Annotated in this window: 21 protein-coding genes and 1 tRNA gene; 18 read left to right on the forward strand and 4 right to left on the reverse strand. The window is 64.3% G+C overall.

Annotation, left to right across the window (positions count from 1 at the left end):
* Positions 1-82 precede the first annotated feature (82 nt).
* A complete protein-coding gene (locus ACVOKO_RS09225) occupies positions 83-571 on the reverse strand; it encodes a hypothetical protein (RefSeq protein WP_346498629.1) in 489 nt (162 codons plus the stop codon).
* Positions 572-990: 419 nt separating this feature from the next.
* Between ACVOKO_RS09225 and ACVOKO_RS09230 the strand changes: the two genes are divergently transcribed.
* The 6 genes from ACVOKO_RS09230 to thrC all read left to right on the forward strand — a co-directional run bounded on the left by ACVOKO_RS09230 (position 991) and on the right by thrC (position 8,219).
* Positions 991-1,067 (forward strand) — tRNA-Arg (locus ACVOKO_RS09230).
* Between the two features lie 60 nt (positions 1,068-1,127).
* Positions 1,128-1,874 carry an AraC family transcriptional regulator gene (locus ACVOKO_RS09235; protein ID WP_346498630.1) on the forward strand — a complete coding sequence of 249 codons (747 nt, stop codon included), beginning with the start codon at positions 1,128-1,130 and terminating at the stop codon, positions 1,872-1,874.
* An 87-nt stretch (positions 1,875-1,961) separates the two neighbouring features.
* Positions 1,962-2,906, forward strand: coding sequence for a DMT family transporter (locus ACVOKO_RS09240; protein ID WP_346498631.1), 945 nt, complete (start codon positions 1,962-1,964; stop codon positions 2,904-2,906).
* Between the two features lie 492 nt (positions 2,907-3,398).
* A complete protein-coding gene (thrA, locus tag ACVOKO_RS09245) occupies positions 3,399-5,903 on the forward strand; it encodes a bifunctional aspartate kinase/homoserine dehydrogenase I (RefSeq protein ID WP_346498632.1) in 2,505 nt (834 codons plus the stop codon).
* The gene (locus tag ACVOKO_RS09250; protein WP_346498633.1) at positions 5,900-6,844 is read left to right on the forward strand and encodes a homoserine kinase; all 945 of its coding nucleotides are present in this window, start codon (positions 5,900-5,902) and stop codon (positions 6,842-6,844) included. The genes thrA and ACVOKO_RS09250 overlap by 4 nt, the downstream gene beginning before the upstream one ends.
* A 79-nt stretch (positions 6,845-6,923) precedes the next feature.
* Positions 6,924-8,219: a threonine synthase gene (gene thrC / locus ACVOKO_RS09255; protein ID WP_346498634.1), complete on the forward strand. Its 1,296-nt coding sequence runs from the start codon at positions 6,924-6,926 to the stop codon at positions 8,217-8,219.
* Positions 8,220-8,487: 268 nt separating this feature from the next.
* On the opposite strand, the gene ACVOKO_RS09260 is transcribed toward thrC, so the two are convergent.
* Positions 8,488-9,246, reverse strand: a complete 759-nt coding sequence (locus ACVOKO_RS09260) for a Crp/Fnr family transcriptional regulator (protein ID WP_346498635.1) — start codon at positions 9,244-9,246, stop codon at positions 8,488-8,490.
* Between the two features lie 110 nt (positions 9,247-9,356).
* Between ACVOKO_RS09260 and hisS the strand changes: the two genes are divergently transcribed.
* From hisS to ACVOKO_RS09315, 11 genes are all read left to right on the forward strand, one after another.
* A complete protein-coding gene (gene hisS / locus ACVOKO_RS09265; RefSeq protein ID WP_346498636.1) occupies positions 9,357-10,766 on the forward strand; it encodes a histidine--tRNA ligase in 1,410 nt (469 codons plus the stop codon).
* 471 nt (positions 10,767-11,237) lie between these two features.
* The gene (locus tag ACVOKO_RS09270) at positions 11,238-11,564 is read left to right on the forward strand and encodes a YerC/YecD family TrpR-related protein (RefSeq protein WP_346498637.1); all 327 of its coding nucleotides are present in this window, start codon (positions 11,238-11,240) and stop codon (positions 11,562-11,564) included.
* Positions 11,565-11,573: 9 nt separating this feature from the next.
* Positions 11,574-12,485, forward strand: coding sequence for an ATP phosphoribosyltransferase (hisG, locus tag ACVOKO_RS09275; RefSeq protein ID WP_346498638.1), 912 nt, complete (start codon positions 11,574-11,576; stop codon positions 12,483-12,485).
* A complete protein-coding gene (gene hisD / locus ACVOKO_RS09280) occupies positions 12,482-13,777 on the forward strand; it encodes a histidinol dehydrogenase (RefSeq protein WP_346498639.1) in 1,296 nt (431 codons plus the stop codon). Before hisG ends, hisD begins: the two co-directional genes overlap by 4 nt.
* Complete coding sequence (hisC, locus tag ACVOKO_RS09285) at positions 13,774-14,856, forward strand: histidinol-phosphate transaminase (protein ID WP_346498640.1); 1,083 nt, start codon at positions 13,774-13,776, stop codon at positions 14,854-14,856. Before hisD ends, hisC begins: the two co-directional genes overlap by 4 nt.
* Positions 14,853-15,926, forward strand: coding sequence for a bifunctional histidinol-phosphatase/imidazoleglycerol-phosphate dehydratase HisB (gene hisB / locus ACVOKO_RS09290; protein WP_346498641.1), 1,074 nt, complete (start codon positions 14,853-14,855; stop codon positions 15,924-15,926). Before hisC ends, hisB begins: the two co-directional genes overlap by 4 nt.
* Positions 15,923-16,522 (forward strand): imidazole glycerol phosphate synthase subunit HisH, encoded by a 600-nt coding sequence (gene hisH / locus ACVOKO_RS09295; protein WP_346498642.1) that lies wholly within the window; start codon positions 15,923-15,925, stop codon positions 16,520-16,522. The genes hisB and hisH overlap by 4 nt, the downstream gene beginning before the upstream one ends.
* Complete coding sequence (gene hisA / locus ACVOKO_RS09300) at positions 16,519-17,253, forward strand: 1-(5-phosphoribosyl)-5-[(5-phosphoribosylamino)methylideneamino]imidazole-4-carboxamide isomerase (RefSeq protein WP_346498643.1); 735 nt, start codon at positions 16,519-16,521, stop codon at positions 17,251-17,253. The genes hisH and hisA overlap by 4 nt, the downstream gene beginning before the upstream one ends.
* The gene (gene hisF / locus ACVOKO_RS09305; protein WP_346498644.1) at positions 17,247-18,023 is read left to right on the forward strand and encodes an imidazole glycerol phosphate synthase subunit HisF; all 777 of its coding nucleotides are present in this window, start codon (positions 17,247-17,249) and stop codon (positions 18,021-18,023) included. The genes hisA and hisF overlap by 7 nt, the downstream gene beginning before the upstream one ends.
* Positions 18,013-18,651 (forward strand): bifunctional phosphoribosyl-AMP cyclohydrolase/phosphoribosyl-ATP diphosphatase HisIE, encoded by a 639-nt coding sequence (hisIE, locus tag ACVOKO_RS09310; protein WP_346498645.1) that lies wholly within the window; start codon positions 18,013-18,015, stop codon positions 18,649-18,651. Before hisF ends, hisIE begins: the two co-directional genes overlap by 11 nt.
* A 210-nt stretch (positions 18,652-18,861) precedes the next feature.
* Positions 18,862-20,385 carry a calcineurin-like phosphoesterase C-terminal domain-containing protein gene (locus ACVOKO_RS09315; protein ID WP_346498646.1) on the forward strand — a complete coding sequence of 508 codons (1,524 nt, stop codon included), beginning with the start codon at positions 18,862-18,864 and terminating at the stop codon, positions 20,383-20,385.
* A 331-nt stretch (positions 20,386-20,716) separates the two neighbouring features.
* Here the strand turns inward: ACVOKO_RS09315 and ACVOKO_RS09320 are convergent, their stop codons facing one another.
* Entirely contained in the window at positions 20,717-22,399 is a 1,683-nt protein-coding gene (locus tag ACVOKO_RS09320) for a long-chain fatty acid--CoA ligase (protein ID WP_346498647.1), read from the reverse strand.
* 105 nt (positions 22,400-22,504) lie between these two features.
* On the opposite strand from ACVOKO_RS09320, the gene ACVOKO_RS09325 reads away from it, so the two are divergent.
* Positions 22,505-22,954, forward strand: a complete 450-nt coding sequence (locus tag ACVOKO_RS09325) for a nuclear transport factor 2 family protein (RefSeq protein ID WP_346498648.1) — start codon at positions 22,505-22,507, stop codon at positions 22,952-22,954.
* Positions 22,955-23,207: 253 nt separating this feature from the next.
* Here ACVOKO_RS09325 and acnA read toward each other — a convergent pair whose 3' ends face one another.
* On the reverse strand, positions 23,208-25,973 hold the full coding sequence (acnA, locus tag ACVOKO_RS09330; protein ID WP_346498649.1) for an aconitate hydratase AcnA: 2,766 nt from the start codon (positions 25,971-25,973) through the stop codon (positions 23,208-23,210).
* Positions 25,974-26,292: the final 319 nt, after the last annotated feature.

Below are 26,292 nucleotides of genomic sequence, written 5' to 3' on the forward strand. Positions count from 1 at the left end.
TTCCTGGCCTTTGCAGGCTATACGCAGCCCTCACCGGCGCGAGGGCCGGTGAGGGAATACTGGCGCTTGATGTGTTTCGAAATCAGTGAGTGCCGGTCGGGCCTGGGGCAACCGGTGCGCTGCCATTGCCACCGTCATCATTGGAGAGCACCGAATACAGCAGCACGCCAGCGGCTACGCCGCCACCAATGGCCAGGCGGCGGTTCAAGGTGCCGCGTGCGCTGTTGCCGGCCTGCTCGGTACCTGCCAATTCGGTGCTGAACTCACCATCGGCGGTGACAAACTCTTCGCTGCCGTGTTGTTCGAACGAGGCGGTTGCCTCTTCGGTGGCAGGTTGTTCGAAGGAAGCCGTTGCTTCCTGGTCGGCAGACGAGGTCAGCTCACTCTGCGCAGCCGATTCCTGCTGTTCGCCGGGGCTCTGTTCCTGGTTCGCAACTGCGTCTTCAAACGCCGGCTGTTCGATTGCTTGCGGGTCCTGGGCGACGACAGGCTGCTCAGCGAGCTGCGCGTCCTGCGCGATGGCCGGAAGCGAAAACGCGGCGAGGGTCAGAGCGTAAAAAGATTTCTTCATTGCTGGTTCTCATCTTCCGCTGGAAGCGGCTGCTTGTGTGGTTGTGCAATCCCGGCAGGCCGAAGGCCTGCGCGGTGAGTGGTGCGCTGCTGAAGCCTGTCGTCATTGGCTAGCAGGAGGCCCCGAGGATTGTAGGCACGCGGCATAGGCGCTTGGATTAGGGTTTGTCTGAAAAACGTGTTGGCGGAAGCCGGTGTCTGTGTCGTTTCGGCCTGTCGATGATTTTCGGTGCACATCAGCAGGCAGTTTGTTGCTGGCAACGGCTGGCGCGCTTGCGAGCAAGCTGATTGCGGTGAGGAGCAGTGCATGGCCTGCCGAAGACCGTTTCCGGCACTGCCACGGCTGAGCGGCAGCTTCAGCCGCAGCCGGAAAAGCTGGCTGGGCGGGGCGCTTGCCTGTAATCTTGGCGTCCATATTTTGGCCCCGTAGCTCAGCTGGATAGAGCGGTCCCCTCCTAAGGGACAGGTCGCACGTTCGAATCGTGTCGGGGTCACCATCTTTCAACGCAGTCTGTGGCAGCTGCTGCAGGTGCCAGCCAGCCCCGGTATTGATGCCGATGCAGTGCGGTGATGCCCTCAGTTTTCGCAGTTATGGCCCCGCAGGTCATTCGCACAGTCACGCTCACCTGCAGCTGGTGCTGCCGGTGCACGGCAGCCTGGAGCTGGAGATCGAGGGGCGCGGCGGTCACTTGGACGCGCAGCGCGGGGCCTTGGTAGTGCCCGGTGCGGCCCATGTGCAGTCCGGCAACGGGCGCAACCGGTTTCTGATCGTGGACTGTGACAGTGCCTTGCTGGCGCGAGCACAGTTGGAGCGGGCACAGCAACGCCCGTTCCTGCAGATTTCCGCTGCTGCCCGCAGCTTGCTCGAATTCATCCATATCCGGACCGGCACGCAGCCCACCGTGACCACCGCACTGGCCCAGCACGCACTGCCGTTGTTGCTGGATGCCTTGTTTGCCGCGCCGGTGGCGGTGGCTCCTGGCCGAGCGGCAATGCAGCGCCTGTGCGCACAGGTTCTGCAGGCGCCGGGCCAGGCTTGGCCGTTGGCGCGAATGGCGCAGGTAGCTGGTATCGGTTTGACCGCCTTGCACGGCCTGTTCAAGCGCGAATACGGGCTTACCCCGGCGCAATGGCTGTTGCAGCAGCGGCTGCTGCTTGCGCAGCGGCAATTGGCGGGCGGTAGCCAGTCGCTGGCGCAGATTGCCCAACAGGTTGGCTTCTCCGACCAGGGCGCCCTGACCCGCGCCATGCGCCGTTCGCTGGGCACCACGCCGGGCCGCTATCGTCGTCGTTTCGATGCGTAGTTTCAGCCCATCGCCGCGTAGGTTGGGACAATACAAACCAGGCCGGCACATGGATGCTGGTGGGGTATCTGGGCGTCGGGTGGCGTGATGAAAGATCGGATGTGGTTCGGTATCGGCAATGGCGTGGCGTCCGGTGCGCTTTGGGGCCTGGTGTTCCTGGCACCGGCGGTGTTGGCGGATTTTTCGCCGATGCAGTTGGCGGCGGCGCGTTACCTGATTTACGGCCTGGTTGCGGTGATCCTGCTGGTACCGCGTTGGCCGGCGCTGCGCGCGCGCATCGGCAAGGCCGAGTGGACCGCGCTGACCTGGTTGAGCTTGCTGGGCAATCTGCTCTATTTCGTCATGCTTTCCATCTGCGTGCAGTGGAGCGGGGGCGGGGCCGCCGCGTTGATCGTCGGCATGGTGCCGGTATTGGTGGCGGTGGTGGGCGCGCGTGAGCCGGGCGCGGTGCCCTTGTCCCGGCTGGCACCGGCGCTGGCCTTGTGCATGGCCGGGGTGGTGCTGATGGGCTATGAGGCCATCGTTTCGTCACATGTACAGGCCAGCACCACGCAGCGCTTGCTTGGCCTGCTGTGCGGAGTGGGCGCGCTGCTGTCCTGGACGGCTTATTCGGTGGGTAATACACGTTGGTTGGCCAAGGTGCCGGATGTGTCCGGGCATGATTGGTCACTGCTGACCGGAGTGGCAACCGGTGGCTTGGCCCTGCTGCTGGCGCCGGTGGCCTTCGCCGACGGTGGAGCAGGGCATACGGGCCGCGAATGGAGCGGCTTCTGGATGATGGCCGCGGCGGTGGCGGTGTTCGCCTCGATCCTGGGCAATGCCTGCTGGAACCGCGCCAGCCGCGCCCTGCCATTGACCCTGGGCGGGCAGATGATCGTGTTCGAGACCTTGTTTGGTCTGCTCTACGGCTTTGTCTGGCAGCAGCGCTGGCCGGTGGCCATCGAGGTGATTGCCGCGCTGTGCCTGATTGCCGGGGTTGCATGGAGTGCGGCGGCACACCGCCCGGCGGCGCCGGCCGCGGATCCGGCCTGAGCGATTCCGCGCAGTCAGCTGGCGAAAGGCCGCTTGCGGCGATTCTTTCGAATGCTTTGGAAACCGGCACGCCGGTATCCACGGGCAACTGCCTGCCCTGCACCGGGCAAGGCATTGGCAGCTGCTTAGCCGTGAAATGCACGACGTTCGTGCTTGGTGACATTTGCAACTTTTAACTGCCGCTTCGGCGACGTTGCCTTCAATTGGGTTTTTGCATCGCAGCACTTGACAGTCTGATCCCGGCTGTTGTCTCTTGAAGGCCATGAGCAGCCCCCAGTCCATCGCCACCACCTCGCAGACGCCCTTGGGCGCTCGGGGCAGCGCGTCTGGCTGCGGCGGCACCATTACCACCACCACTATTACCGTCACCATTCGTCCGGTGCGGTCCGTCGTCTTCGCGTAATTTCCGAAAACCACGGCCCCGCACCCGGATCAGGATGCGGGGGAACTCCATCCAGATGCGTGTCGGGGCCTCCAGCCGAGGTTCTTCCGATGTCGTCAGTTGCTGCTCCACTCGCCGATCCTGCCGCGGACGCTGCCGTCCGTACCGTCGTGCACAAATTCGGCGGCACGTCCGTCGCTGACGCCGAGCGTTACCGCCATGTCGCCAAGCTGCTGCTTGACCGCGACGAGCAGCAGCAGGTGACCGTGGTATCGGCAATGAAGGGCGTGACCGATGCGCTGATCGATCTGGCCAGGGCTGCAGCTGCCGCCGATCCCGCCTGGGATGAGCGCTGGCACGACTTGCGGGCGCGACATCGCGGCGCGGCCGCTGCGCTGCTGGGCGAGCATTCCGGGGCGACCATCGAATGGCTGGATGCGCGTTTCGAACGTCTGCGCGAAATCCTTGCCGCATTGGCGGTGATCGGTGAGCTGCCGCAGGAAGTGCTGGACCGCGTGCAGGGCCTGGGCGAGGTTTTCTCCGCACATCTGTTGGGCCATCACCTGCAGATCCTGGGCGAAGATGCTGATGTACTGGACGCCCGCGATGTGCTGGTGGTCAATCATGGCGAGCTGGGTGTGGATGTGGACTGGAAGTCCAGCGCGGCCAACCTGGCGTTGTGGCGTGAAACGCACCCGGCGCGGCGATTGGTCGTGACCGGTTTTGTCGCCCGTGATCGCAAGGGCAACATCACCACCCTGGGCCGCAACGGCAGTGATTTCTCCGGCGCTATCTTTGCTGCCTTGTTTGCCGCCGACGAGCTGCATATCTGGACCGATGTTGATGGCGTGCTTTCGGCCGACCCGCGGGTGGTGCCCGAAGCGGTGCAGCTGGATGCGCTCAGCTATGACGAAGCCTGCGAATTGGCGTATTTCGGTGCAAAGGTCGTGCATCCGCAGACCATGTCGCCGGCAATCGAACGTGGCCTGCCCATCATCATCCGCAACACCTTCCAGCCCGATCATCCGGGTACCCGCATCACCGCCGAAAGTTCCAGCAGTGGCCCGATCAAAGGCTTGACGCTGAGCTCGGAGCTGGCCGTGCTGAACCTGGAAGGTACCGGCCTGATGGGTGTGCCGGGCACCGCCGAGCGTGTCTTCGCCGCGCTGCGCAATGCGCATGTATCGGTGGTGATGATCTCGCAAGGCTCGTCCGAACATTCAATCTGTTGCGTGGTCAAACAGGCCGAGTGCGAGCGCGCACGCGATGCCTTGTTGCAGGGCTTCTCTCACGAGCTGGCGGCCGGCCAGGTGCAGCGGGTGCAGCTGACCGAGCAGGTGAGCGTGCTCGCTGCGGTCGGCGACGGCATGGCCGGGCAGCCGGGCGTGGCCGCACGCCTGTTCGAGGCGCTGGGCCGGGCCCAGGTCAATATTCTCGCCATCGCGCAGGGTTCGTCCGAGCGCAATATCTCGGTTGCGATCGAGGCGCGCGATGCTACCAAGGCCTTGCGCGCTGCACATGCCGGTTTCTGGCTGTCGCCGCAGACCTTCTCGGTAGGCGTGATCGGGCCAGGCAACGTAGGTGCGGCTTTGCTGGAGCAGCTGTATGCGTCCGAAGCGGCGCTGCTGGCCAGGGCGAAACTGGACTTGCGTCTGCGTGCGGTAGCCTCGCGCAACCGCATGGTGCTCGACCAGCGCGGCATGCACGGCAACTGGAAGGCGGCATTCGATTCGGCCGCGCTGCCCAACGATCTGGACCTGTTCACCGAGCATCTGTTGTCGGCGCGGCTGCCGCATACCTTGATCATCGATTGCAGTGGCAGCGCCGAAGTGGCTGACCGCTACGCGGGCTGGCTGGCTGCGGGCATCCATGTGGTGACGCCGAACAAACAGGCCGGTTCCGGGCCATTGGCGCGCTATCAGGCCATCCGCGAGGCGGCCGCATCGACCGGCGCGCGCTTCCGCTATGAGGCCACGGTGGGCGCTGGCCTGCCGGTGATCACCACCTTGCGGGATCTCGTTGATACCGGTGATGAAGTGACTGCGATAGCCGGCATTTTCTCCGGCACGCTGGCGTGGTTGTTCAACAAATACGATGGCAGCGTACCGTTCTCCGAGCTGGTCACGCAGGCGCGCGGCATGGGGTATACCGAGCCGGATCCGCGCGATGATCTGTCCGGTGTGGACGTGGCGCGCAAGCTGGTCATCCTGGCGCGCGAGGCCGGTTACGCGCTGAGCCTTGAAGACGTGGCCGTGGAAAGTCTGGTGCCGGCAGCGCTGCAGCAGGCCAGTGTTGAAGACTTCATGGCGCGACTGTCCGAAGTGGATGCCGGCTTTGCGCAGCGCTTGGAAGAAGCCCGGGCGCGCGGCAACGTGCTGCGCTACGTGGCCCAGTTCAGGCCCGGCCAGCAGCCCAGCGTGGGCCTGGTTGAATTGCCGGGCGACCATGCGTTCGCCAACCTGCGCCTGACTGACAATGTCGTGCAGTTCACCACCCGTCGCTACTGCGACAACCCCTTGGTGGTGCAAGGTCCGGGCGCAGGCCCGGAGGTGACGGCGGCCGGTGTGTTTGCTGATGTGCTGCGGGTTGCAGCGGGCGAGGGAGCGCGATTGTGAGTGATGGTTTGAAGGATTCAGGACGGCGTGAAGCACGGGCGTTCTCTCCGGCATCGGTAGCCAATGTGGCAGTCGGTTTTGATCTGCTCGGTTATGCGGTGCCGGATGTCGGCGACACCGTAACCGTACGCCGCATAGACGCGCCGGAAGTGCGCATCGCCGCCATTCGTGGCGCTGCGGTGGAGCTGCCGTTGGATGCACCCAGCAATACTGCCGGTGCGGCATTGATCGCATTGCGCCAGGCGTTGGGGCTGACGTACGGCTTCGAAGTGGAGATCGACAAGGGCATTCCGCTCAGTTCCGGAATGGGCGGGTCGGCGGCCTCGTGCGTGGCCGCGCTGGTGGCGGCCAATGCGCTGCTGGATGTGCCTTTGAGTCGCGAGCAGCTGTATCTGTATTCGTTGGAAGGCGAAGCCGTGGCCAGTGGCAGCCGCCACGGCGACAACCTGGGGCCGATGTTTCTTGGCGGCTTGGTGCTGTCCACTTTGGAGCGGCTGGTGCCGGTGCCGGTGCCTGCACAATGGCATAGCCTGCTGGTGCATCCGGACGCCTTGCTGGAAACGCGCCGCGCCCGCGCCGCCTTGCAGGGAAGTTATGCATTGAAGGAGTTCGTCGCACAGAGCAGCAATCTGGCCTTGGTGCTGGCTGGTTGCCATGCCGGCGATGCCGCCTTGGTGCGGGCTGGCCTGGCCGACGTGCTGATCGAGCCGCGGCGTGCGCCGCTGATCATCGGTTTTGATGCCGCCAAGGCGGCGGCGCTGGCAGGCGGGGCGATGGGCGCCAGCATCTCCGGTGCCGGCCCCAGCGTGTTTGCCTGGTTTGAGGACCCTGACACCGCGCTTGCGGCCGCGCCCAAGGTGCAGGCGGCATTTGCTGCGGCAGGATTCGACAGCCAGAGCTGGGTGAGCCCGGTCAACAGCCCCGGCGCACGCTTGCTATGAGCCAGCAGCGGCCTGGGTGCGCGGCCTCTCATTACGCTTGCGTCGCATGCAGCACTTCAACCCTTTCGCGGATTTTCGAATGAACTTCATCTCCACCCGCAACGCTTCCCCCGCCGTCACCTTGAGCCAGGCCATCGCCGCCGGGTTGGCACCGGACGGTGGCCTGTACGTGCCGCAGCAGATGCCTGCAGCACGCACCCTGCAGCCCGGCGCTACGCTGGCGGCGAGCGCTGCCGAGCTGCTGCAGCCGTTCTTCGCAGCCGATGCATTGGCGCCAGAACTGCCGGCGATCTGCGCCGAGGCTTTTGATTTCCCAGCGCCGCTGCAGGCCTTGGCTACGCCCAATGATCATGTGCTGGAGCTGTTTCACGGCCCCACTGCAGCGTTCAAGGATTTCGGTGCGCGCTTCCTCGCGGCCAGCCTTTCGCGTGTGCGGGCAGGGCAGGAGCGGCCGCTGACGATCGTGGTTGCGACCTCCGGTGATACCGGCGCCGCGGTCGCGGCGGCCTTCCATAACCAGCCCAATCTGCAAGTGGTGGTGCTGTACCCGGATGGGCGCGTATCGCCGCGGCAGGCGCATCAGCTGGGTTGCCTGGGTGGCAATATCCGCGCACTGCGCGTGGCCGGATCGTTTGATGATTGCCAGGCCATGGCCAAGCAGGCGCTGGGCGACACCGAGCTGCAGGCACGTGTGCCGTTGAGCTCGGCCAACAGCATCAGCCTGGGCAGATTGCTGCCGCAGATGAGCTATTACGCGCATGCGGCGCTAAGCCATCGGGCCGTGCACGGCGGCGTGCTGAACTTCGTCATTCCCACCGGCAACCTGGGCAACGCGATGGCGGCGGTGATGGCGCGAGCGCTGGGTGTGCCATTGGGGCGGATCGTATTGGCGACCAATGCAAATCGTGTGTTGCCGGATTACTTCAGTGGCGCCGACTACACGCCCAAGGCCAGCGTTGCCACCTTGGCCAACGCCATGGACGTTGGCGCTCCGAGCAACTTCGAGCGGCTGCGTTGGCTGTACAGGGGCGATGATGCGGCCTTGCGCACGGCATTCACCGCGCAGGCGGTGAGCGACGCCACCATCCGCGACACGATTGCTGCGCGCTATCGTGATCATGGTGAAGTGTTCTGTCCGCACACCGCAACGGCGGTGCATGTGCTGGAGCAGCTGCGCGCCAGTGGCAATGCGGCAGCCAACGAACATTGGGCGGTTGCGGCGACCGCACACCCGGCCAAGTTCGAATCCGTAGTCGAGCCGCTGATAGGCCGCGAGGTAGAGATGCCGCCAGCCCTGGCCGAACTGCTCCAGCGCCCGGCCCATGCCGAACCCTGCGCCCCGGCATACACCGCCCTGCGCGAAAAACTGCTGTAACCCACCGCCCGTAGTGCCGAGCCACGCTCGGCAGGGGCGTCACCGATAGACCAGATGCAGGAGCGGCGTAAGCCGCGAAGCCCGCATCGCTTCGCGGCCAGCACCTTCTGCAATCTGGAAATGCACCAGCTTCGCGGCTGACGCCGCTCCCACAGACAAGCCTCAACCGCATTTGTAGTGCCGTGCCATGCTCGGCAGAGGCGTTACCGGTAACGCATCGGCCGAGCATGGCTCGGCTCTACAGGTGATCAGGTGATCAGCTTCTGAGTCAGAACTCGTCGTTGGCCAGCTGCTGCAACTCGGCGAAATCCAGTATCTCCACCACATTCAGGTGGGGCAGAGCGATCAGGCCCTGCTGGCGCAGCTTGGTGAATGTGCGGCTCACCGTTTCCATGGTCAGGCCGAGATGGTCGGCGATATCGCCGCGGCCCATCGGCAACGAGACCCGGTTGCTGCTGCGGCCATTCAAGGTGACCTCGCGTGCGGCCAAACGCAGGAGGAAATCCGCCAGCCGTTCCGGTGGCTGCAGACGAGCCAGCGCCAGTGCATTGTCCTGTGCGGCGTCCAGTTCCTGGCAGGCGCGCTGTAACAGCTTGCGCTCCAGGTGTGGGTAGCGTTGGCGCAGGTCGCGCATCTGTGTGGTCGGCACCCGGCAGACGCGGCTGTCCGCAATTGCCTCGATGTCGTAACGGTGGTGATCGCTGCCACTGAGCCCCAGGTAATCACCTGGCAGAACGAAGCCGTTCACCTGCCGGCGGCCATCGGCCAGGGTCCGGACCAGGCGCAGCGCGCCCTCGGTTACTGTATAGACATAAGTGCGCGGCTCGCCGGCACGGGCCAGCGTAGTGCCCATTGCCACTGCAGTGGAGACGGTGATCTGCTCCAGCGCATGTACTTCATCACAGGACAGGGCCGAGCACACCGACAGGTGACGGACCGAGCATTGCAGGCACTCGCGCCCGCCATTGCCTTCTGCCGCAATGGACGAAACGGGGGATTGCTCGGTGCCTTGGGCTGGCCGGGACATGTCTTGGATGGGCGAGAAGTTGTCCTAAATGATACTTCATGCGGCCAGACGGGCGGTGTGCGGCTAGAATTGGCAATCGTTTCCCACATTGAGTTGCAGGAGTTTTGCCCGTGATCAAGCCCCGTACCCCGCCCGGCATCATGGAATTGTTGCCGCGCGAGCAGATCGCGTTCCAGCGCATGCTGGACGTCATCCGCCGCAATTACGAGCGCTTCGGGTTCCTGCCGGTGGAGACCCCGGTGTTTGAACTGTCCGATGTATTGCTGACCAAGTCCGGCGGCGAGACCGAGCGCCAGGTGTATTTCGTGCAGTCCACCGGTGCGCTGGCCAATGCCGCCGAATCGGCCGACAAGGGCGGGCTGCCGGAAATGGCGCTGCGTTTCGACCTGACCGTGCCGCTGGCCCGTTACGTGGCCGAGCACGAGCATGACCTGACTTTCCCGTTCCGCCGCTATCAGATGCAGCGCGTCTACCGGGGTGAGCGTGCCCAGCGCGGCCGCTTCCGCGAGTTCTATCAGTGCGACGTCGATGTGATCGGCAAGGACAGCTTGAGCATCCGCTACGACGCCGAGGTGCTGGCGGTGATCCATGCGGTGTTCTCCGAGCTGCGCATCGGCAACTTTGCCGTGCAGCTGAACAACCGCAAGTTGATGCGCGGTTTCTTTGAAGCGCAGGGCGTGGTGGATGCCGAGCAGCAGGCGCTGGTGCTGCGCGAGGTCGACAAGCTCGACAAGCGTGGCCCCGACTACGTGCGTGAGACCCTGGTTGGCCCGGATTTCGGTCTGCCTGCCGATGCGGTTGAGCGCATCCTGTCCTTTGTCGAAGTGCGCTCCAGCTCGCACGCCGATGCGCTGGCGCAGATCGACGCGGTGTTGGCGGCGGCCGGGGAATCGGCCAGCGAGTCGCTGCGCACCGGTGCAACCGAGCTGCGTGAAGTGCTTGAGCTGGTGAAGGCGCTGGGCGTGCCGGAAACCGCCTATTGCCTGAATTTCTCCATCGCCCGCGGCCTGGACTACTACACCGGCACGGTTTACGAGACCAGCCTGGTCGACCACCCGCAGATCGGCTCCATCTGCTCGGGCGGCCGCTACGAGGACCTGGCCAGCCACTACACCAAGTCCAAGCTGCCGGGCGTGGGCATTTCCATTGGCCTGACCCGCCTGTTCTGGCAGTTGCGCGAGGCCAATCTGATCGATGGCATCGCCGAAAGCAGCGTGCACGCGATGGTGGCCTTGATGGACGAGGCGGCCATGCCGCAGTCGCTGGATATCGCCCGCCGCCTGCGTGCTGGCGGCATCAATACCGAAGTGCAGATGGAGCCGAAGAAGATCGGCAAGCAGTTCCAGTACGCCGCCAAGGCAGGCATCCGCTTCGTGGTGCTGGCCGGTGAGGATGAGTTGGCGCGTGGGGTGGTTGCGGTCAAGGACCTGCTGCGTGAACAGCAGTTCGAAGTAGCCAGGGATGAACTTGCATCTACCCTCCAGGTAGAGCTGGAACAGACCCGCGCAATGGCGCGCTGATTGAAAAGCCCCGCATAGCGGGGCTTTTTTTATGCCTTCGCGATGAAGGCGGCCAGCGAGGTAGTGGGGGGGCCTCCTCCGCACGCGGGGGGAAAAGGCCACCCCCCCCCCCCCCAAACGCAGGCCCAAAAAATGCTCGGCAAGGGGCGTTACCGGGCAAGCCCCAGCCGCGCATGGCTCGGCACTACTGCTTCTGCCCCCTCCCTTTTCCCGCAGCGAAGGGGAGGGCTGGGGAGGGGTAAGCCTTTCGCGATAGCAGCAGGCGGCTGACACCGCGCCCACACGCGAACCCTTGTAGAGCCGAGCCATGCTCGGCAGAAGCCTTCCCGGTAATGCCTCAGCCGAGCATGTTTGGGCAGAAGCCTTCCCGGTAAACCCCCAGCCGAGCATGGCTCGGCACTACGGGCCAGCGGGTTTGACTCGGGGCCTGTTTCGCACTAATGTATTAGCACGCTATTACATTGATGCATGATGAAGCCACGTCCCGACATTGAACGCGAAAAGCCCTCCGACGCCCCATTGAAGGCGCTGGCACGTGCTTTGGCCGCTTTGGACAAGCCGCAGGATGTGCAGGCCTTCCTGCGCGATCTGTGCACACCAGCCGAGCTGGAAGCCATGGCGGACCGCTGGCGGGTGGTGCCGCTGCTGCGCAAGGGCGTCCCCTACCGTGAGATCTACGACCTGACCGGGGTGAGCGTCACCACCATCGGCCGGGTCGCGCGCTCGCTCGAGCACGGTGCCGGTGGCTATGCCGCCGCCATCGAACGCCTCGCCACGCGCAAAACCGAATCCAACTGAGATAACCGCATGAGTGCTTCAACCACCGCCCCGGCACGTGACCGGCTGCGTATCGCCATCCAGAAAAGCGGCCGCTTGGCCGACCCCGCGCGCAGCTTGTTGGCGGCCTGTGGTCTGAGCTGGCGGCAGAGCCGCGACAAGCTGTTCTGCTTCGGCGAATCGCTGCCGGTGGACCTGCTGCTGGTGCGCGACGACGACATCCCGGGGCTGATCGCCGACGGTGTCTGCGATCTGGGCGTGGTTGGCCTGAACGAACTGGACGAGCAGGCCAAGGCGCGCCGCCAGATCGGCCTGCCGGATGCCTACCAGCCCTTGCGCGGCCTCGGCTTCGGTTCCTGCCGGCTGATGATCGCGGTGCCGGAAGAATGGGATTGGCAGGGCGTGCAGATGCTGCAGGGCAAGCGCATCGCCACCAGCTACCCGGCCATCCTGGCCGCATGGCTGAAGGAAAAGGGCGTGGATGCGCAGGTCGTCGAGCTGTCCGGTTCGGTGGAAATCGCGCCGAAGCTGGGCACCGCCGAGCTGATCTGCGATCTGGTCTCCAGCGGCGCCACGCTGGCCGCCAACCAGCTCAAGCCGGTGGAAGTGTTGCTTGAAAGCGAGGCCGTGCTGGCTGGCCCGGTCCGGGAGTTGGATGACGCCCGCGCCGGCCTGATGGCGATGCTGCTGCGTCGTCTGGATGGGCTGAGCAAGGTGCAGGACCAGAAGCTGCTGATGTTCAGCGCCAGCGAAGACCGCGTGGAAGCGCTGGCCAGTCTGCTGCCCGACGCCGAGCCGCTGCTGCGGCTGCCGGGGCAGGGTGGTGCGGTGCGCCTGCAGACCATGTGCAGCGGTGCGCTCAGCTGGCAGCGCCTGGAAGAACTGGAACGTGCCGGTGCCCAAGGCCTGATGGTATTGGCGGTGGAGAAGTCGCTGGTATGAACATCCTCGATTGGAACGCGCTCGACGCCGATGCACAGGGGCGTGCATTGACCCGCCCGGTGCAGACCGTTGCCGCCCAGACCCGCGATTCGGTCGCTGGCCTGATCGAGCAGGTACGCAGCCGTGGCGACGCCGCATTGCGTGAAATCACCGAGCGTTTCGACGGCATCGCGCCGGAGCGCTTTGAAGTCGGCGAAGCCGAATTTGCCGCCGCCGAGCTGGCGGTGCCGGCGGAACTGCGCATCGCCATGCAGCAGGCTGCCGATCGCATCGACCGCTTCCACCGCGCCGGCATGGCCCAGCCCTATAGCGTGGAAACCGCGCCGGGCGTGGTCTGCGAAAAGGTCATCCGCCCGATCTCCCGCGTGGGCCTGTATGTGCCAGCAGGCAGCGCACCGTTGCCTTCAACCGCACTGATGTTGGGCGTGCCGGCCAAGCTGGCCGGCTGTCGCGAAGTGGTGCTGTGCACGCCGCCACGCAAGGACGGCACTGCCGATCCGGCCGTATTGGTGGCCGCGCGCCTGACTGGCGTGCACCGCGTGTTCAAGATCGGTGGTGCGCAGGCCATTGCCGCCATGGCATATGGCACCGAATCGGTCCCGGCCTGCGACAAGATTTTCGGGCCGGGCAATAGCTTCGTGACCGAGGCCAAGCAGCAGGTTGCCCAGTCCGGCGCCGCTGCCATCGACATGCCGGCCGGCCCATCGGAAGTGCTGGTGATCGCCGATGCCGGCGCCAACGCCGCCTTCGTTGCCGCCGACCTGCTGTCGCAGGCCGAGCACGGCCCCGATTCGCAGGTACTGCTGCTGTGCGATGACGTCTCAATGATTGCCGCCGTGCAGGACGAAGTGGAAGCACAGGTCGCGCAGCTCGCGCGTGAGTCCATCGCCCGCCAGGCATTGACGGCCTCGTTGCTGGTCAAGGTTGAATCGATCGCGCAGGCATTTGAAATTTCCAATCGCTATGCGCCTGAACACCTGATCCTGGCCCTGCGCGAGCCGCGCCAGTGGCTGGACAAGGTGGAAGCCGCTGGTTCGGTATTCCTGGGTGATTACACGCCTGAGGCACTGGGTGACTACTGCTCCGGCACCAACCACGTGTTGCCCACTGCCGGTGCTGCCCGCGCCTACAGCGGCGTCAGCGTGGCCAGTTACCAGAACCAGATCAGCGTGCAGGCTGCCAGCCGCGCCGGTATCGCCGCCATCGGCCCGTGTGCGCTGACCATGGCGCGCGCCGAGGGCCTGGGTGCGCATGCCAACGCGGTTGCACTGCGGCTGGGGGTTGCGCCGTGAGCAGCTTGCTTGATCTGGTCCGCGATGATCTGCGTGACTTCGGTGGTTACTCGTCTGCGCGCAGCGCCAAGCTGCAGGGCGAAATCTGGCTCAATGCCAATGAATCGGCGTGGGGCAATCCAGGCGACACCCAGGCCAGTTGCCGCCGTTATCCCGACCCGCAACCGCAGGCGCTGCGCGAGCGGCTGGCCAGCCTTTATGGCTGCCAGCCCGAACAGTTGTTGATCGGTCGCGGCAGTGATGAAGCCATCGATCTGCTGGTGCGCGCCCTGTGCGTACCCGGCCGCGATGCGGTGCTGTACACGCCACCGGTGTTCGGCATGTACGCAGTCAGTGCACGGCTGCAGAACGCGGCGGCGCTGGAAGTGCCGCTGCTCGACACCGAGGCAGGCTTGGTGCCGGATATCGATCGCATCATCGCCACGGCGAAGCAGGGCAGCGCCAAGCTGGTGTTCCTGTGCTCACCTTCCAATCCCGGCGGCCTGAGCATCACGTTGGATCAGGTCGAAACCGTGGCCCAGGCGCTGCGCGGCCAAGCCTTGGTGGTGGTGGACGAAGCCTATGCCGAATTTGCCGATGAACCCTCTGCCACCAGCCTTATGACGCGGTTCGACAATGTCGCCGTACTGCGAACCTTGTCGAAGGCGCATGCGCTGGCGGCCGCACGCATTGGCTGCGTGATTGCCGATGCGGCGCTGGTCAGCGTGCTGCGCTGCTGCCAGGCGCCGTATCCGATCCCCACGCCGTGCTCCACGCTTGCACTTGCAGGCTTGGACGCCGCCGCGCTGGTGCAGACCCGGGCACGTATCGCCACCGTACGCAGTGAACGCGACCGCCTGCGCATTGCTTTGTCGCTGCTGCGCTGTGTACGCCATGTTTATGGCTCGGATGCGAACTTCCTGCTGGTGCGCTTCAACGATGCCGAAGCGGCCTTCCAGGCCTTGCTGAAAGCTGGCGTGGTGGTGCGCGATCAGCGTGCCGCGCCGCAGTTGCACGACGCCCTGCGTATCACCTTGGGCACCCCCGAACAAAACGACCGCGTCCTTGACGCACTTGCCACGCTGGAGCCGTCCGCATGACCCCCATCCTGTTTGTCGATCGCGATGGCACCCTGATCGAGGAGCCGGCCGACTTCCAGATCGACGCCTACGAGAAGATCCGCTTCGTCAAGAACGTGATCCCGGCCATGCTCAAGCTGCGGGATGCCGGCTACCAGTTCGTCATCGTCTCCAACCAGGACGGGCTGGGCGGCGAAGGCTATCCGCAGGCCAGTTTTGACGGCCCCAATGACCTGATGCTGCAGATCTTCGCCAGCCAGGGCATCCGCTTCCGCGACGTGCTGATCGACCCGAGCTGGCCGCAGGACAACAGCCCCAACCGCAAACCGGGCATCGGCATGATGGTGCCCTACCTGCAGGACCGCAGCATCGACTGGGCGCGTTCGGGCATGGTGGGTGATCGCCCGACCGACATCCAGTTCGCCGACAACATGAAGATCCGTGGCTTCCAGCTGCGCACCGAACAATTCGGCGGCGAGTGGGACTGGGACGCGATTGCCCACGAGTTGGCCGACGCCCCGCGCCGCGCCACCGTGCAGCGCGATACCAAGGAAACCCAGATCCGTGTCTTCGTCGACCTGGACAAGGTGGCCAGCTCCAGGATCAATACCGGCCTCCCATTCTTCGACCACATGCTGGACCAGATCGGCCGCCATGGCGGTTTCGCGCTGGAGGTGGAAGCCAAGGGCGACCTGCATATCGACGAACACCACACCATCGAAGACACCGGCCTTGCGCTGGGCCAGGCATTGCGCGAGGCGCTGGGCGACAAGCGCGGCATCGGCCGCTACGGCTTTACTTTGCCAATGGATGAAACCCTGGCCAGCGCCGCGCTGGATTTCAGTGGCCGGCCGTACTTCGTGTTCGATGGCGAATTCAAGCGCGAGCGCGTGGGTGACATGCCGACCGAGCTGGTGCCGCATTTCTTCCGTTCGCTATGCGATGCCAGCGGGCTGAACCTCAACCTCAAGGTGGAAGGCGAGAACGACCACCACAAGGTAGAAGCCTGCTTCAAGGCACTGGCCCGCGCACTGCGCCAGGCCATCCGCAAGGAAGGCACCGAGCTGCCGTCCACCAAGGGGGCCTTGTGAGCAAGGTCGGTCTGGTTGATGCCGGTGGTGCCAATCTGGGCTCGGTGCGCTATGCATTGGAGCGGCTGCAGGTCGAGGTGCAGATGGTGCGCGAAGCGGGCGATCTGGTCGGTCTGGAGCGGGTGATACTGCCAGGTGTGGGGGCTGCAGCCGAGGGTATGCGGCGCCTGCATGCACAGGGCCTGGTGCAACCGCTGCGCGAGCTGCAGGTGCCGTTGATCGGCATCTGCCTGGGCATGCAGTTGCTGTTCGAGCGCTCGGAAGAGGGCGATGTGGAATGCCTGGGACTGCTGCCGGGCATCGTCCGCCGCCTGCACCCTGGTGTGGGCGTACGCGTGCCGCATATGGGTTGGAACAAGCTGCTGGCGCTGCGTGAGTCGCCCCTGCTTGATGGCGTGCCGCTCGGTTCCAGTGCTTACTTCGTGCACAGCTATGCAGCACCGGTCACCTCCGACACGGTTGCCGCCTGCCACCACGGGGGCCTGTTTACTGCGGTGGTACAGCGGGGCCGTTTGTGCGGCGCGCAGTTCCACCCCGAGCGTTCGGCCGGCCCGGGCGCACGCATTCTGCAGAACTTTCTTGAGATCGCCGCATGAGCTTTACCGTTTACCCCGCGCTGGATATCCGTGACGGCCGTGTAGTGCGCCTGCTGCAGGGCGACTATGCCAAGCAGACCACCTACGGCGACGACGCCCTGCCGCGTGCGCAGGTATTTGCTGCCACCGGCGCCAGCTGGATGCATTTGGTCGATCTGGATGCGGCCAAGGCCGGCGGCTACACACTGGCGCCGTTGCTGCAACAGATAACCTCGACCACCGCGTTGAAGGTGCAGACCGGCGGCGGCGTGCGTGGCCGCGATGACGTCGCCCGCATCCTTGATGCAGGCGCCAGCCGCGTGGTGATCGGCTCGCTGGCGGTGCGTGAGCCTGAGCAGGTGCTGGCATGGCTGGCCGAGTTTGGTGCCGAGCGGCTGACCATTGCATTGGATACCCGGCAGGGCGAAGACGGCGTCTGGCGCCTGCCGGTACACGGCTGGACCGAAACCGCTGATGTCACCCTGGATGCGCTGGCCAGCCGCTACGCGCAGGCAGGCATGAAGCACCTGTTATGCACCGATATTTCCCGCGACGGCATGCTGTCCGGCCCGAATGTGGAGCTCTACGCGCACCTGGCCAAGCTGCTGCCTGGTGTTGCCGTGCAGGCTTCCGGCGGTGTGCGTGATGCTGCGGACATCCGCGCTGCCAAGGCCGCCGGCTGCGGCGGTGCGGTACTGGGCAAGGCGCTGCTGGAAGGGCGCCTGCAACTGGACGAGGCCTTGTCATGTTGAGCCGTCGCATCATTCCCTGTCTGGACGTGCGCGAAGGGCGGGTGGTCAAGGGCGTCAAGTTCCGCGACCACATCGACATGGGCGATATCACCGAACTGGCACTGCGTTACCGCGACCAGGGCGCTGACGAACTGGTGTTCTATGACATTTCCGCCAGCCCGGAAGGCCGTTCGGTGGACCGCGCCTGGATCGAAAGGGTGGCGCGGCTGATCGATATTCCGTTCTGCGTGGCCGGCGGCATCCGTGATGTGGAAACCGCACGTGCCGTGCTCAATGCCGGTGCCGACAAGATTTCAATCAATACTCCGGCGCTTGAACGCCCCCACCTGATTGCCGAGCTGGCCGAGGCGTTTGGCCAGCAATGCGTGGTGGTCGGCATCGACTCCATCGCCGAGCCCGACGGGCAGTGGCGGGTGCGCTCGTATACCGGCGATCCGAGCAAGACCCGCGCCGAGGCCCGGCTGACCTTGAACTGGGTGCGTGAAGTACAGGCTCACGGCGCAGGTGAAATAGTGCTGAACTGCATGGACAGCGACGGGGTGCGCAAGGGGTACGATATCGCACAGTTGCGCCAGGCCCGGGCGCTGTGCACGGTTCCGTTGGTCGCCTCTGGCGGCGCGGGCACGCCGCAGCATTTCGCCGATGTATTCGTACAGGCTGACGTTGACGGGGCTTTGGCTGCCAGTGTTTTCCATTCCGGCGCCATTGCAATTCCGGAACTGAAGCAGTTCCTGCGCGAACAACAAATCGAGGTTAGGGATGTCTACTGAATTCAAACCGGTTGATCCGGCCGCACTGGACTGGGACAAGGTCAACGGGATGATGCCTGTCATCATCCAGGACCAGGCCACGCTGCGCGTGCTGATGCTGGGCTATATGGACCGCGAGGCGCTGGACACCACCCGCGCCAGCGGCAAGGTCACCTTCTTCAGCCGTAGCAAGAAGCGCCTGTGGATGAAGGGCGAGACCTCGGGCAATCACCTGGATCTGGTCGATATCCGCAGCGATTGCGACAACGACACGCTGCTGGTCACCGTGCGCCCGCACGGCCCGACCTGCCATACCGGCAGCAGCAGCTGCTTCAGCGCGGCGCCGGGCAATTTCCTCGGTGCGCTGGATGCCTTGATCAAGCAGCGCGAGCATGATCGCCCGCTCAACAGTTACACCACCAAGTTGTTCGAGAAAGGCGCACGCCATATCGCGCAGAAAGTGGGCGAAGAGGGCGTGGAAACGGCTCTCGCCGGGGTCGTACAGCGTGACGACGAACTGCTGGGCGAATCGGCGGATCTGCTGTTCCACCTGATCGTATTGCTGCGCGCCCGTGGCCTGTCGCTGGACGATGCCATCGCCGTGCTGGAAGACCGCCACGCCAAGGCCGCAGAAAAAGCCGCCAGCTGAGCAACTGTAGTGCCGAGCCATGCTCGGCAAGGGGCTTTACAGGGGTTCTCTGTAGTGCCGAGCCTTGCTCGGCAAGGGGCTGTACCGGTATGCCCAGCCGAGCATGGCTCGGCTCTACAGGTATCGCTGGTGCCGCCCGCCACCTGCCGCAATGCCTTTGCAGCATCCCGCGGCGATAATGGGCACCTGCCCATCGTTGCCGAGGAACCCATGCGCCCATCCCTGCTGACCGCCGTGCTGCTGGCCTGCGCGCCGTTTGCTGCCAGCGCTTCGTGCCTTGAAGGTGCGGTCTTCCTCGACCGCAACGGCAATGGTCAGCAGGACGCAGGCGAGAAGCCCTTGGCGGACATCCGCGTCTCCGATGGCGAGCATATTGTCAGCACCGGCAAGGACGGCCGCTATCAGCTGCCCGCATCCAGCCAGCCGAATGTCTTCCTCATCAAGCCGGCCGGCTATAGCGCTGCAAAGCGCGCCGATGGCCTGCCGGATATCTGGCGGCCGCAGACGGGCGAGGGCGATGCGCAGTGCCGCCCGTTCGCGCTGACGCCGGACAAGAACGCACCCAGCAGCTTCCAGGCCTTGCTTGTAGCTGACAGCCAGACCAGCAACGCGCTGGACGTGAGCTACTTCGAGCGCGACATCATCGAACCGCTGCGCGGCAAACATCAGGCGCGCCTGGGCATGACCCTGGGCGATATCACCAACGATGACCCCGCTCTGTACCCGGCGTTGACCAAGGCGGTCACCTCGCTGGGCGTGCCGTGGCTGCACGTACCGGGCAACCACGACATGGATCTGGCAGCCAGCAGCGATGCCAACTCGCTGGACAGCTACCATCGTGCGCTGGGCCCGGATACCTATGCCTGGGAAGAGGCGTCGATGGTCTTCATCGGAATGGACGACATCCTCGCCCAGCCCGGGCAGAAGCCCGCCTATATCGGCGGCCTGCGCGAGGATCAATTCGCCTTCCTTGAGGCCTACCTGCCAACCGTCCCGAAGGACAAACTGGTGGTGCTCGGCTTCCATATCCCGCTGTTCGACCACGTCTATCGCGCCGAAGACCGGGCCCGGCTGTTCAAGCTGCTGGAGCAGCTGCCGCACCCCTTGATCGTCAGTGGCCACACCCACAACCAGAGCCAGAAGTTCTGGGGAGCGCAGGACGGTTGGAACGGTGCCAAGCCGCTGCACGAATACAATGTCGGCGCAGCCTGCGGTGCCTTCTGGTCGGGGGTGAAGGATGCGCAGGGCATTCCGGATACCACCATGGCGGACGGCACTCCCAATGGTTATGGCTTGCTCAACATCCGCCCGCAGGGCCAGTACAGCGTCGAGTACCGCGTTGCCCGCGCCCCGGCCGACCAGCAGATCGCGTTGCATGCACCCAAGGTGCTGCGACAGGGCGCGTACCCGGCCTGGGGCATCTACGCCAATGTGTTCATGGGCTACGAGGGCTTGCCGGTGGAGTTCCGCGTCGATGGCGGTGAATGGCAGGCGATGAAGCAGGTCAAGCAGGCTGATCCGCGCTTGTTGGTGGAAAACATCGCCGATGATCTGGCCAGTGAGCTACGTGGCTACGACCGTTCGCCGGAAGCCGTGCCATCCAGCCATCTGTGGCGCGCTGCATTGCCGACCAAGCTCGCCGAAGGCGAACATGCGGTGGAAGTACGTACCGTGTTGAATGGCGTGGAGTACCGCAGCCAGGCCAGCTACCGGCTGCAAAGCGCTACGCCGTAACGGCAAGCGCCGTTGTTGTAGGAGCGGCGTAAGCCGCGAAGCTGACAATGCTTCGCGGCCCCAAATTTCGGCAACCTGAAAATCTACGAGCTTCGCGGCTTACGCCGCTCCCACATTGCGGGGTGGCCGGCTGTTTTTTTGTAGGAGCGGCGTCAGCCGCGAAGCTCGCGGTGCTTGGCGGCCAGAGATTTCTGCAGCCTGACAATCCATGAGCTTCGCGGCTTACGCCGCTCCTACATGCTGATGTTGTCGCGCTGAAGATGCATAAAAAAACCTCCCTGTTGCCAGGGAGGTTTGTGGGTGTCACGCAGCCTGTGTCAGGCCGCCGGAATCAAGCTTCCGGCTTGGCGTCGCGCAGTTCGCGGCGCAGGATCTTGCCGACGTTGGTTTTGGGCAGTTCCTTTCGGAACTCGACGATGCGCGGGTGCTTGTAGCCGGTGAGGTTGGCGCGGGCGAATTCCTTCACCTGCTCCTCGGTGAGGTTGGGGTCCTTCTTTACGATGACCACCTTCACCACTTCGCCCGACTTCTCGTTGGGTGCGCCAACGGCAGCCACTTCCAGAATGCCCGGCATCATCGCCAGCACGTCTTCGATTTCATTCGGGTAGACGTTGAAGCCGGAGACCAGAATCATGTCCTTCTTGCGGTCGACGATATAGAAGAAGCCGTTCTCGTCCATCCGCGCCATGTCGCCGGTATGCAGCCAGCCTTCGGCGTCCATGACCTTGTCGGTCTCGTCCTGGCGGTGCCAGTAGCCTTTCATCACCTGCGGGCCGCGGATGCACAGCTCGCCCACTTCGCCCATTGCCACCATCTGGCCGTCGTCGTTCTTGACGCAGGCGTCGGTGGAGGGAATCGGCAGGCCGATGGCACCGTTGTATTCCTTCAGGTCCAGCGGATTGATGCAGGCCGCCGGCGAGGTTTCGGTCAGGCCGTAGGCTTCCACCAGGGTGACGCCGGTGACCTTCTTCCACTTGTCGGCAACGGCGCGCTGCACAGCCATGCCGCCACCGAGCGCGACCTTCAAATTGGAGAAGTCGACCTCATCGAAACCTTCGGTATTGAGCAGGCCGTTGAACAAGGTGTTGACGCCGGTGATGGCGGTGAAGCGGTTGTTCTTCAGCTCCTTGACGAAGCCCTTCATGTCACGCGGGTTGGTGATCAGGTAGTTCAGGCCGCCGAGCTTCATGAAGACCAGGCCGTTCGCCGTCAACGCGAAGATGTGGTACAGCGGCAGCGCGGTGATGATCACTTCCTCGCCGGGCTTGACGCCCGAGGCGCTGATCCAGGCCGAGGCCTGCTGCATGTTGGCGATCAGGTTGCGGTGGGTCAGCATCGCACCCTTGGCCACGCCGGTGGTACCGCCGGTGTACTGCAGGAAGGCGATGTCTTCGTGGTCGACTTCAACCACCGGCATGCTGTGGCGCTTGCCAAGGTTCAACGCATCCTTGAAGCGGATGGCGTTGGGCAGATCGTAATCCGGCACCATCTTCTTCACGTACTTCAGTACGAAGTTGACGATGGCGCCCTTGGGGAAGCCGAGCATGTCGCCCAGGCCGGTGGTGATGACCTGCTTGACCGGCGTATCGGCAATCACCTGCTGCACGGTATCGCCGAAGTTGTCGACCACCAGCAGCACGGCGACGCCGGCATCCACCAGCTGATGCTTGAGCTCACGCGCGGTGTACAGCGGGTTGACGTTCACCACGGTCAGGCCAGCGCGCAGGATGCCGAAGATGGCAATCGGGTACTGCAGGCAGTTGGGCATCATGATCGCAACGCGGTCGCCCTTCTTCAGCTGCAGCTCGCCCAGCAGGTAGGCGGCGAACTGGGTGACCAGCACGTCGGCTTCGCCATAGGTCAGGACCTTGCCGAAGTTGGAATAGGCCGGGCGATCACGGAACTTGGTAACCGAGGCATTGAAGACGTCGGCGACGGAGTGGAATTCGTTGACGTCGATTTCAGCTGGTACGCCAGCCGGGTAGCTCTGCAGCCAAGGACGTTCTTGAGTCATCTTCCCCTCCAGGAAATGGGATGTTCTAGTGGTCAGGCCCGTTTCGCGGGCGCCGGCGTTATTGTTGCCAGCATACCGTTCCGAATTGAAAAGGCGAAGGGATAGATGATCCGATCAGTCTTCAACTGCATGCTTTGTGCGGTGATCATGCTTTTGCTGGCCGCTTGTGGCCGTGAGCCGCCGGAGCAGCGCCTGCGTACAACTTTTGCTGCAATGCAGGAAAACGTCGAGGCGGGCAGGCCGGGTGACTTCATGGATGCGGTCGCCGTGGATTTCGTTGGTAATGGCGGTTTGGACCGGCCTGGCCTGGAGCGGTTGCTGAAAGGGCAGCTGCTGCTCAATGCCAAGGTGGGTATCCAGACCGGACCGTTGCGGGTGGAGATGGGCGAGGGTGGAACCGCAACCGTGCGCTTCACTGTGTTGTTGACTGGCGGCAATCGCGGGCTGCTGCCTGAGCGCGGGCAGATGCAGGAAGTAGTTACCGGCTGGCGTGAGCAGGACGGGGAGTGGCAGGTGTACAGCGCGGATTGGGAGCCGGTGGGTGGGGATGGGTGAGATTTGGCGGCACGTTGGGTGGTTGAGGGTTTTGAAGCCTTGGAGCTTGAAGGCACCCCTCCCCAACCCTCCCCTTGGTTACGCCAAAGGGAGGGAGACAAGCGAGGCTGCAGCTCTGCCCCCTCCCTTTGGCGTAGCCAAGGGGAGGGCTGGGGAGGGGTGCTGTTACTCTGGCTGTAAAAACTCCAGCCCTCCCGCCAAAAAAAACGCCCCAAAAGGGGCGTTCTTTATGTTCAACACTCAACGCAGCAAATCAAGCGACCTTCTTCGCCGCCAACTGCCGCAGCACGTACTGCAGCAGGCCACCATTGCGGAAGTACTCCACTTCCTTCGGCGTGAGCAGCAATACCTTGGTGGTGAACACCTTCTTGCTGCCGTCGGCCTTGGTGGCGGTGACGGTGGCGCGCTTGGCCTTGCCGTCGTCCAGGCCGGTGATGTCGAACACTTCGGAGCCATCCAGGCCCAGGGTCTGGGCGTTCTCGCCGTCATGGAACTGCAGCGGCAGCACGCCCATGCCGACCAGGTTGGAGCGGTGGATGCGCTCGAAGCTCTCGGCGATGACCGCCTTGACGCCCAGCAGGTTGGTGCCCTTGGCCGCCCAGTCACGCGAGGAGCCTGTGCCGTATTCCTTGCCCGCCATCACCACCAGCGGCACGCCATCGGCCTTGTACTTCATCGCCGCGTCGTAGATGGCCAGCTTCTCGCCGGTGCTGCTGCCCGGTGGGTAATACAGCGTATTACCACCTTCTTCACCGCCAAACATCAGGTTCTTGATGCGGATGTTGGCGAAGGTGCCGCGCACCATCACATCGTCGTTGCCGCGACGGCTGCCGTAGCTGTTGAAGTCGGCCGGCTGCACGCCGCGCGACTGCAGGAAGCGGCCTGCCGGCGAATCCTTCTTGATGTTGCCGGCCGGGGAAATATGGTCGGTGGTGATCGAGTCACCAAACAAGCCCATTACCCGTGCGCCGTGGATGTCGCTGATGTTGCCGACCTGCATGGTCATGCCGTCGAAGTAGGGCGGGTTCTTGATGTAGGTCGAGTCGCCACTCCAGGCATAGGCCTGGCCTTCCGGCGATTCGATCTGCGCCCAGCGGCTGTCGCCCTTGAACACATCGGCGTAGTTCTGCTTGAACATCTCCGGGCCGACGGTGGCGGCGATGGTGTCGCCGATTTCCTTGTTGCTCGGCCAGATGTCGCGCAGGTAGACATCCTTGCCATCGCTGCCCTTGCCAAGCGGTTCCTTGGTCAGGTCGATGTTGACCGTGCCGGCAATGGCATAGGCCACCACCAGCGGCGGCGAGGCCAGGTAGTTGGCCTTCACTTCCGGGTGCACGCGGCCTTCGAAGTTGCGGTTGCCGGACAGCACCGACGCCACCACCAGTTCGTTCTCGGCGATGCCGGCGGACACGGCTTCCGGCAGCGGGCCGGAGTTGCCGATACAGGTGGTACAGCCGTAGCCGACGACGAAGAAGCCCAGCTTCTCCAGGTCGGTCAGCACGCCGGCCTTTTCAAGATAGTCGGTAACCACGCGCGAGCCTGGGCCGAGCGAGGTCTTCACCCACGGCTTGGCCTTCAGGCCGATGCGCGCGGCATTGCGCGCGAGCAGGCCGGCGCCCAGCATCACCGCCGGGTTGGAGGTGTTGGTGCACGAGGTGATGGCGGCGATCACCACCGAGCCGTCGGACAGTTCGGTGTCTTCGTCGTTGATGCGGATCTTGGAGATGGGCTTGGCTGCCAGGCGCTTGGCCTGCGGCTGATCGCCACCTTCCTCGTCGAACTCCTGCACCGCGCAGCCAACCTTGGATTTACGGTTGGCTGTGAGGGTGGTCAGGGCCTCGGCGAAGTTGCTGTGCACGTCTTCCAGCAGCACGCGGTCCTGCGGGCGCTTGGGGCCGGCCATCGACGGTTTGACGTCGGCCATGTCCAGTTCCAGCGTGGCGCTGTATTGCGCATGCGCGCTGTTGGCGTCGTGCCACAGGCCCTGGGCCTTGGCATAGGCTTCGACCAGGTTGATCTGCGCCTCGCTGCGGCCGGACAGGCGCAGGTAGGTCAGTGACTCGGCATCGATCGGGAAAATGCCGCAGGTGGCGCCGTATTCCGGGGCCATGTTGGCAATGGTGGCGCGGTCGGCCAATGGCAGATGCTGCAGGCCCTCGCCGTAGAACTCGACGAACTTGCCGACCACGCCGAGCTTGCGCAGCATCTGCGTGACGGTCAGCACCAGATCAGTGGCGGTGGTGCCTTCGGGCAGCTTGCCGGTCAGCTTGAAACCCACCACCTGCGGGATCAGCATAGACGAGGGCTGGCCCAGCATCGCGGCCTCGGCCTCGATGCCACCCACGCCCCAGCCCAGCACGCCGATGCCGTTGATCATGGTGGTGTGCGAGTCGGTGCCGAACACGGTGTCCGGGAAGGCCCAGTTGGTGCCGTCGATCTGCCGCTCCATCACCACGCGGGCGAGGTTTTCCAGGTTCACCTGGTGGACGATGCCGGTGTTCGGCGGCACCACCTTGAAGTTCTCGAAGGCCTTCTGGCCCCAGCGCAGGAAGCTGTAGCGCTCCTGGTTGCGCTCGAATTCGATCTTGCCGTTGAGGTCCAGCGCATCGGGGCGGCCGAACACGTCCACCTGCACGGAGTGGTCGATGACCAGCTCGGAGGGGATCAGCGGGTTGATCTGTGCGGCATTGCCGCCCAGCTTGGTCACCGCATCGCGCATTGCGGCCAGGTCAACCACGCAGGGCACGCCGGTGAAATCCTGCAGTACGACGCGGGCCGGCATGAAGGCGATTTCGGTATCGGGCTCGGCCTTGGGGTTCCAGCGGGCTACCGCTTCGATGTGGTCCGGGCCAACGGTCTGGCCGCCGTCCTCGTGCCGGAGCAGGTTCTCCAGCAGGATCTTCATCGAATAGGGAAGGTGGGAGATGTCGAACTTCTCGCTGAGCTTGGGAAGGCTGCAGTACGTGTACTGCTGGCCGCCAACCTCCAGTTGGCTACGGGTGGAGAATGTATCGCTCATATGGCTGACTCCTCTTGGTGCAGATGGCTTGCGGCGGTGCGTGGGCATCGCGCGGGCTTTGCAGAGCCATGGGCCCTGTCAGTGAATGCCATCCGAGTATGGACGAAGCACCCACCTTCCGGCGCACGGCGGCTGGGGCCAGTTTAGGCAACGGCATGTTGCGCCCATGTACATGCGCCGGTGTTGAGTGAGGTGAGGGGTACAAGCAGCAGCGGCTGTGCCGAGCCACGCTCGGCACAGGCTTTAATATGTCGTGCCGAGCAATGCTCGGCACAGGCTGCACGTGTAGTGCCGAGCCATGCTCGGCTGGGGCTCTACC

It is taken from the genome of Stenotrophomonas sp. STEN240 (assembly GCF_056756175.1).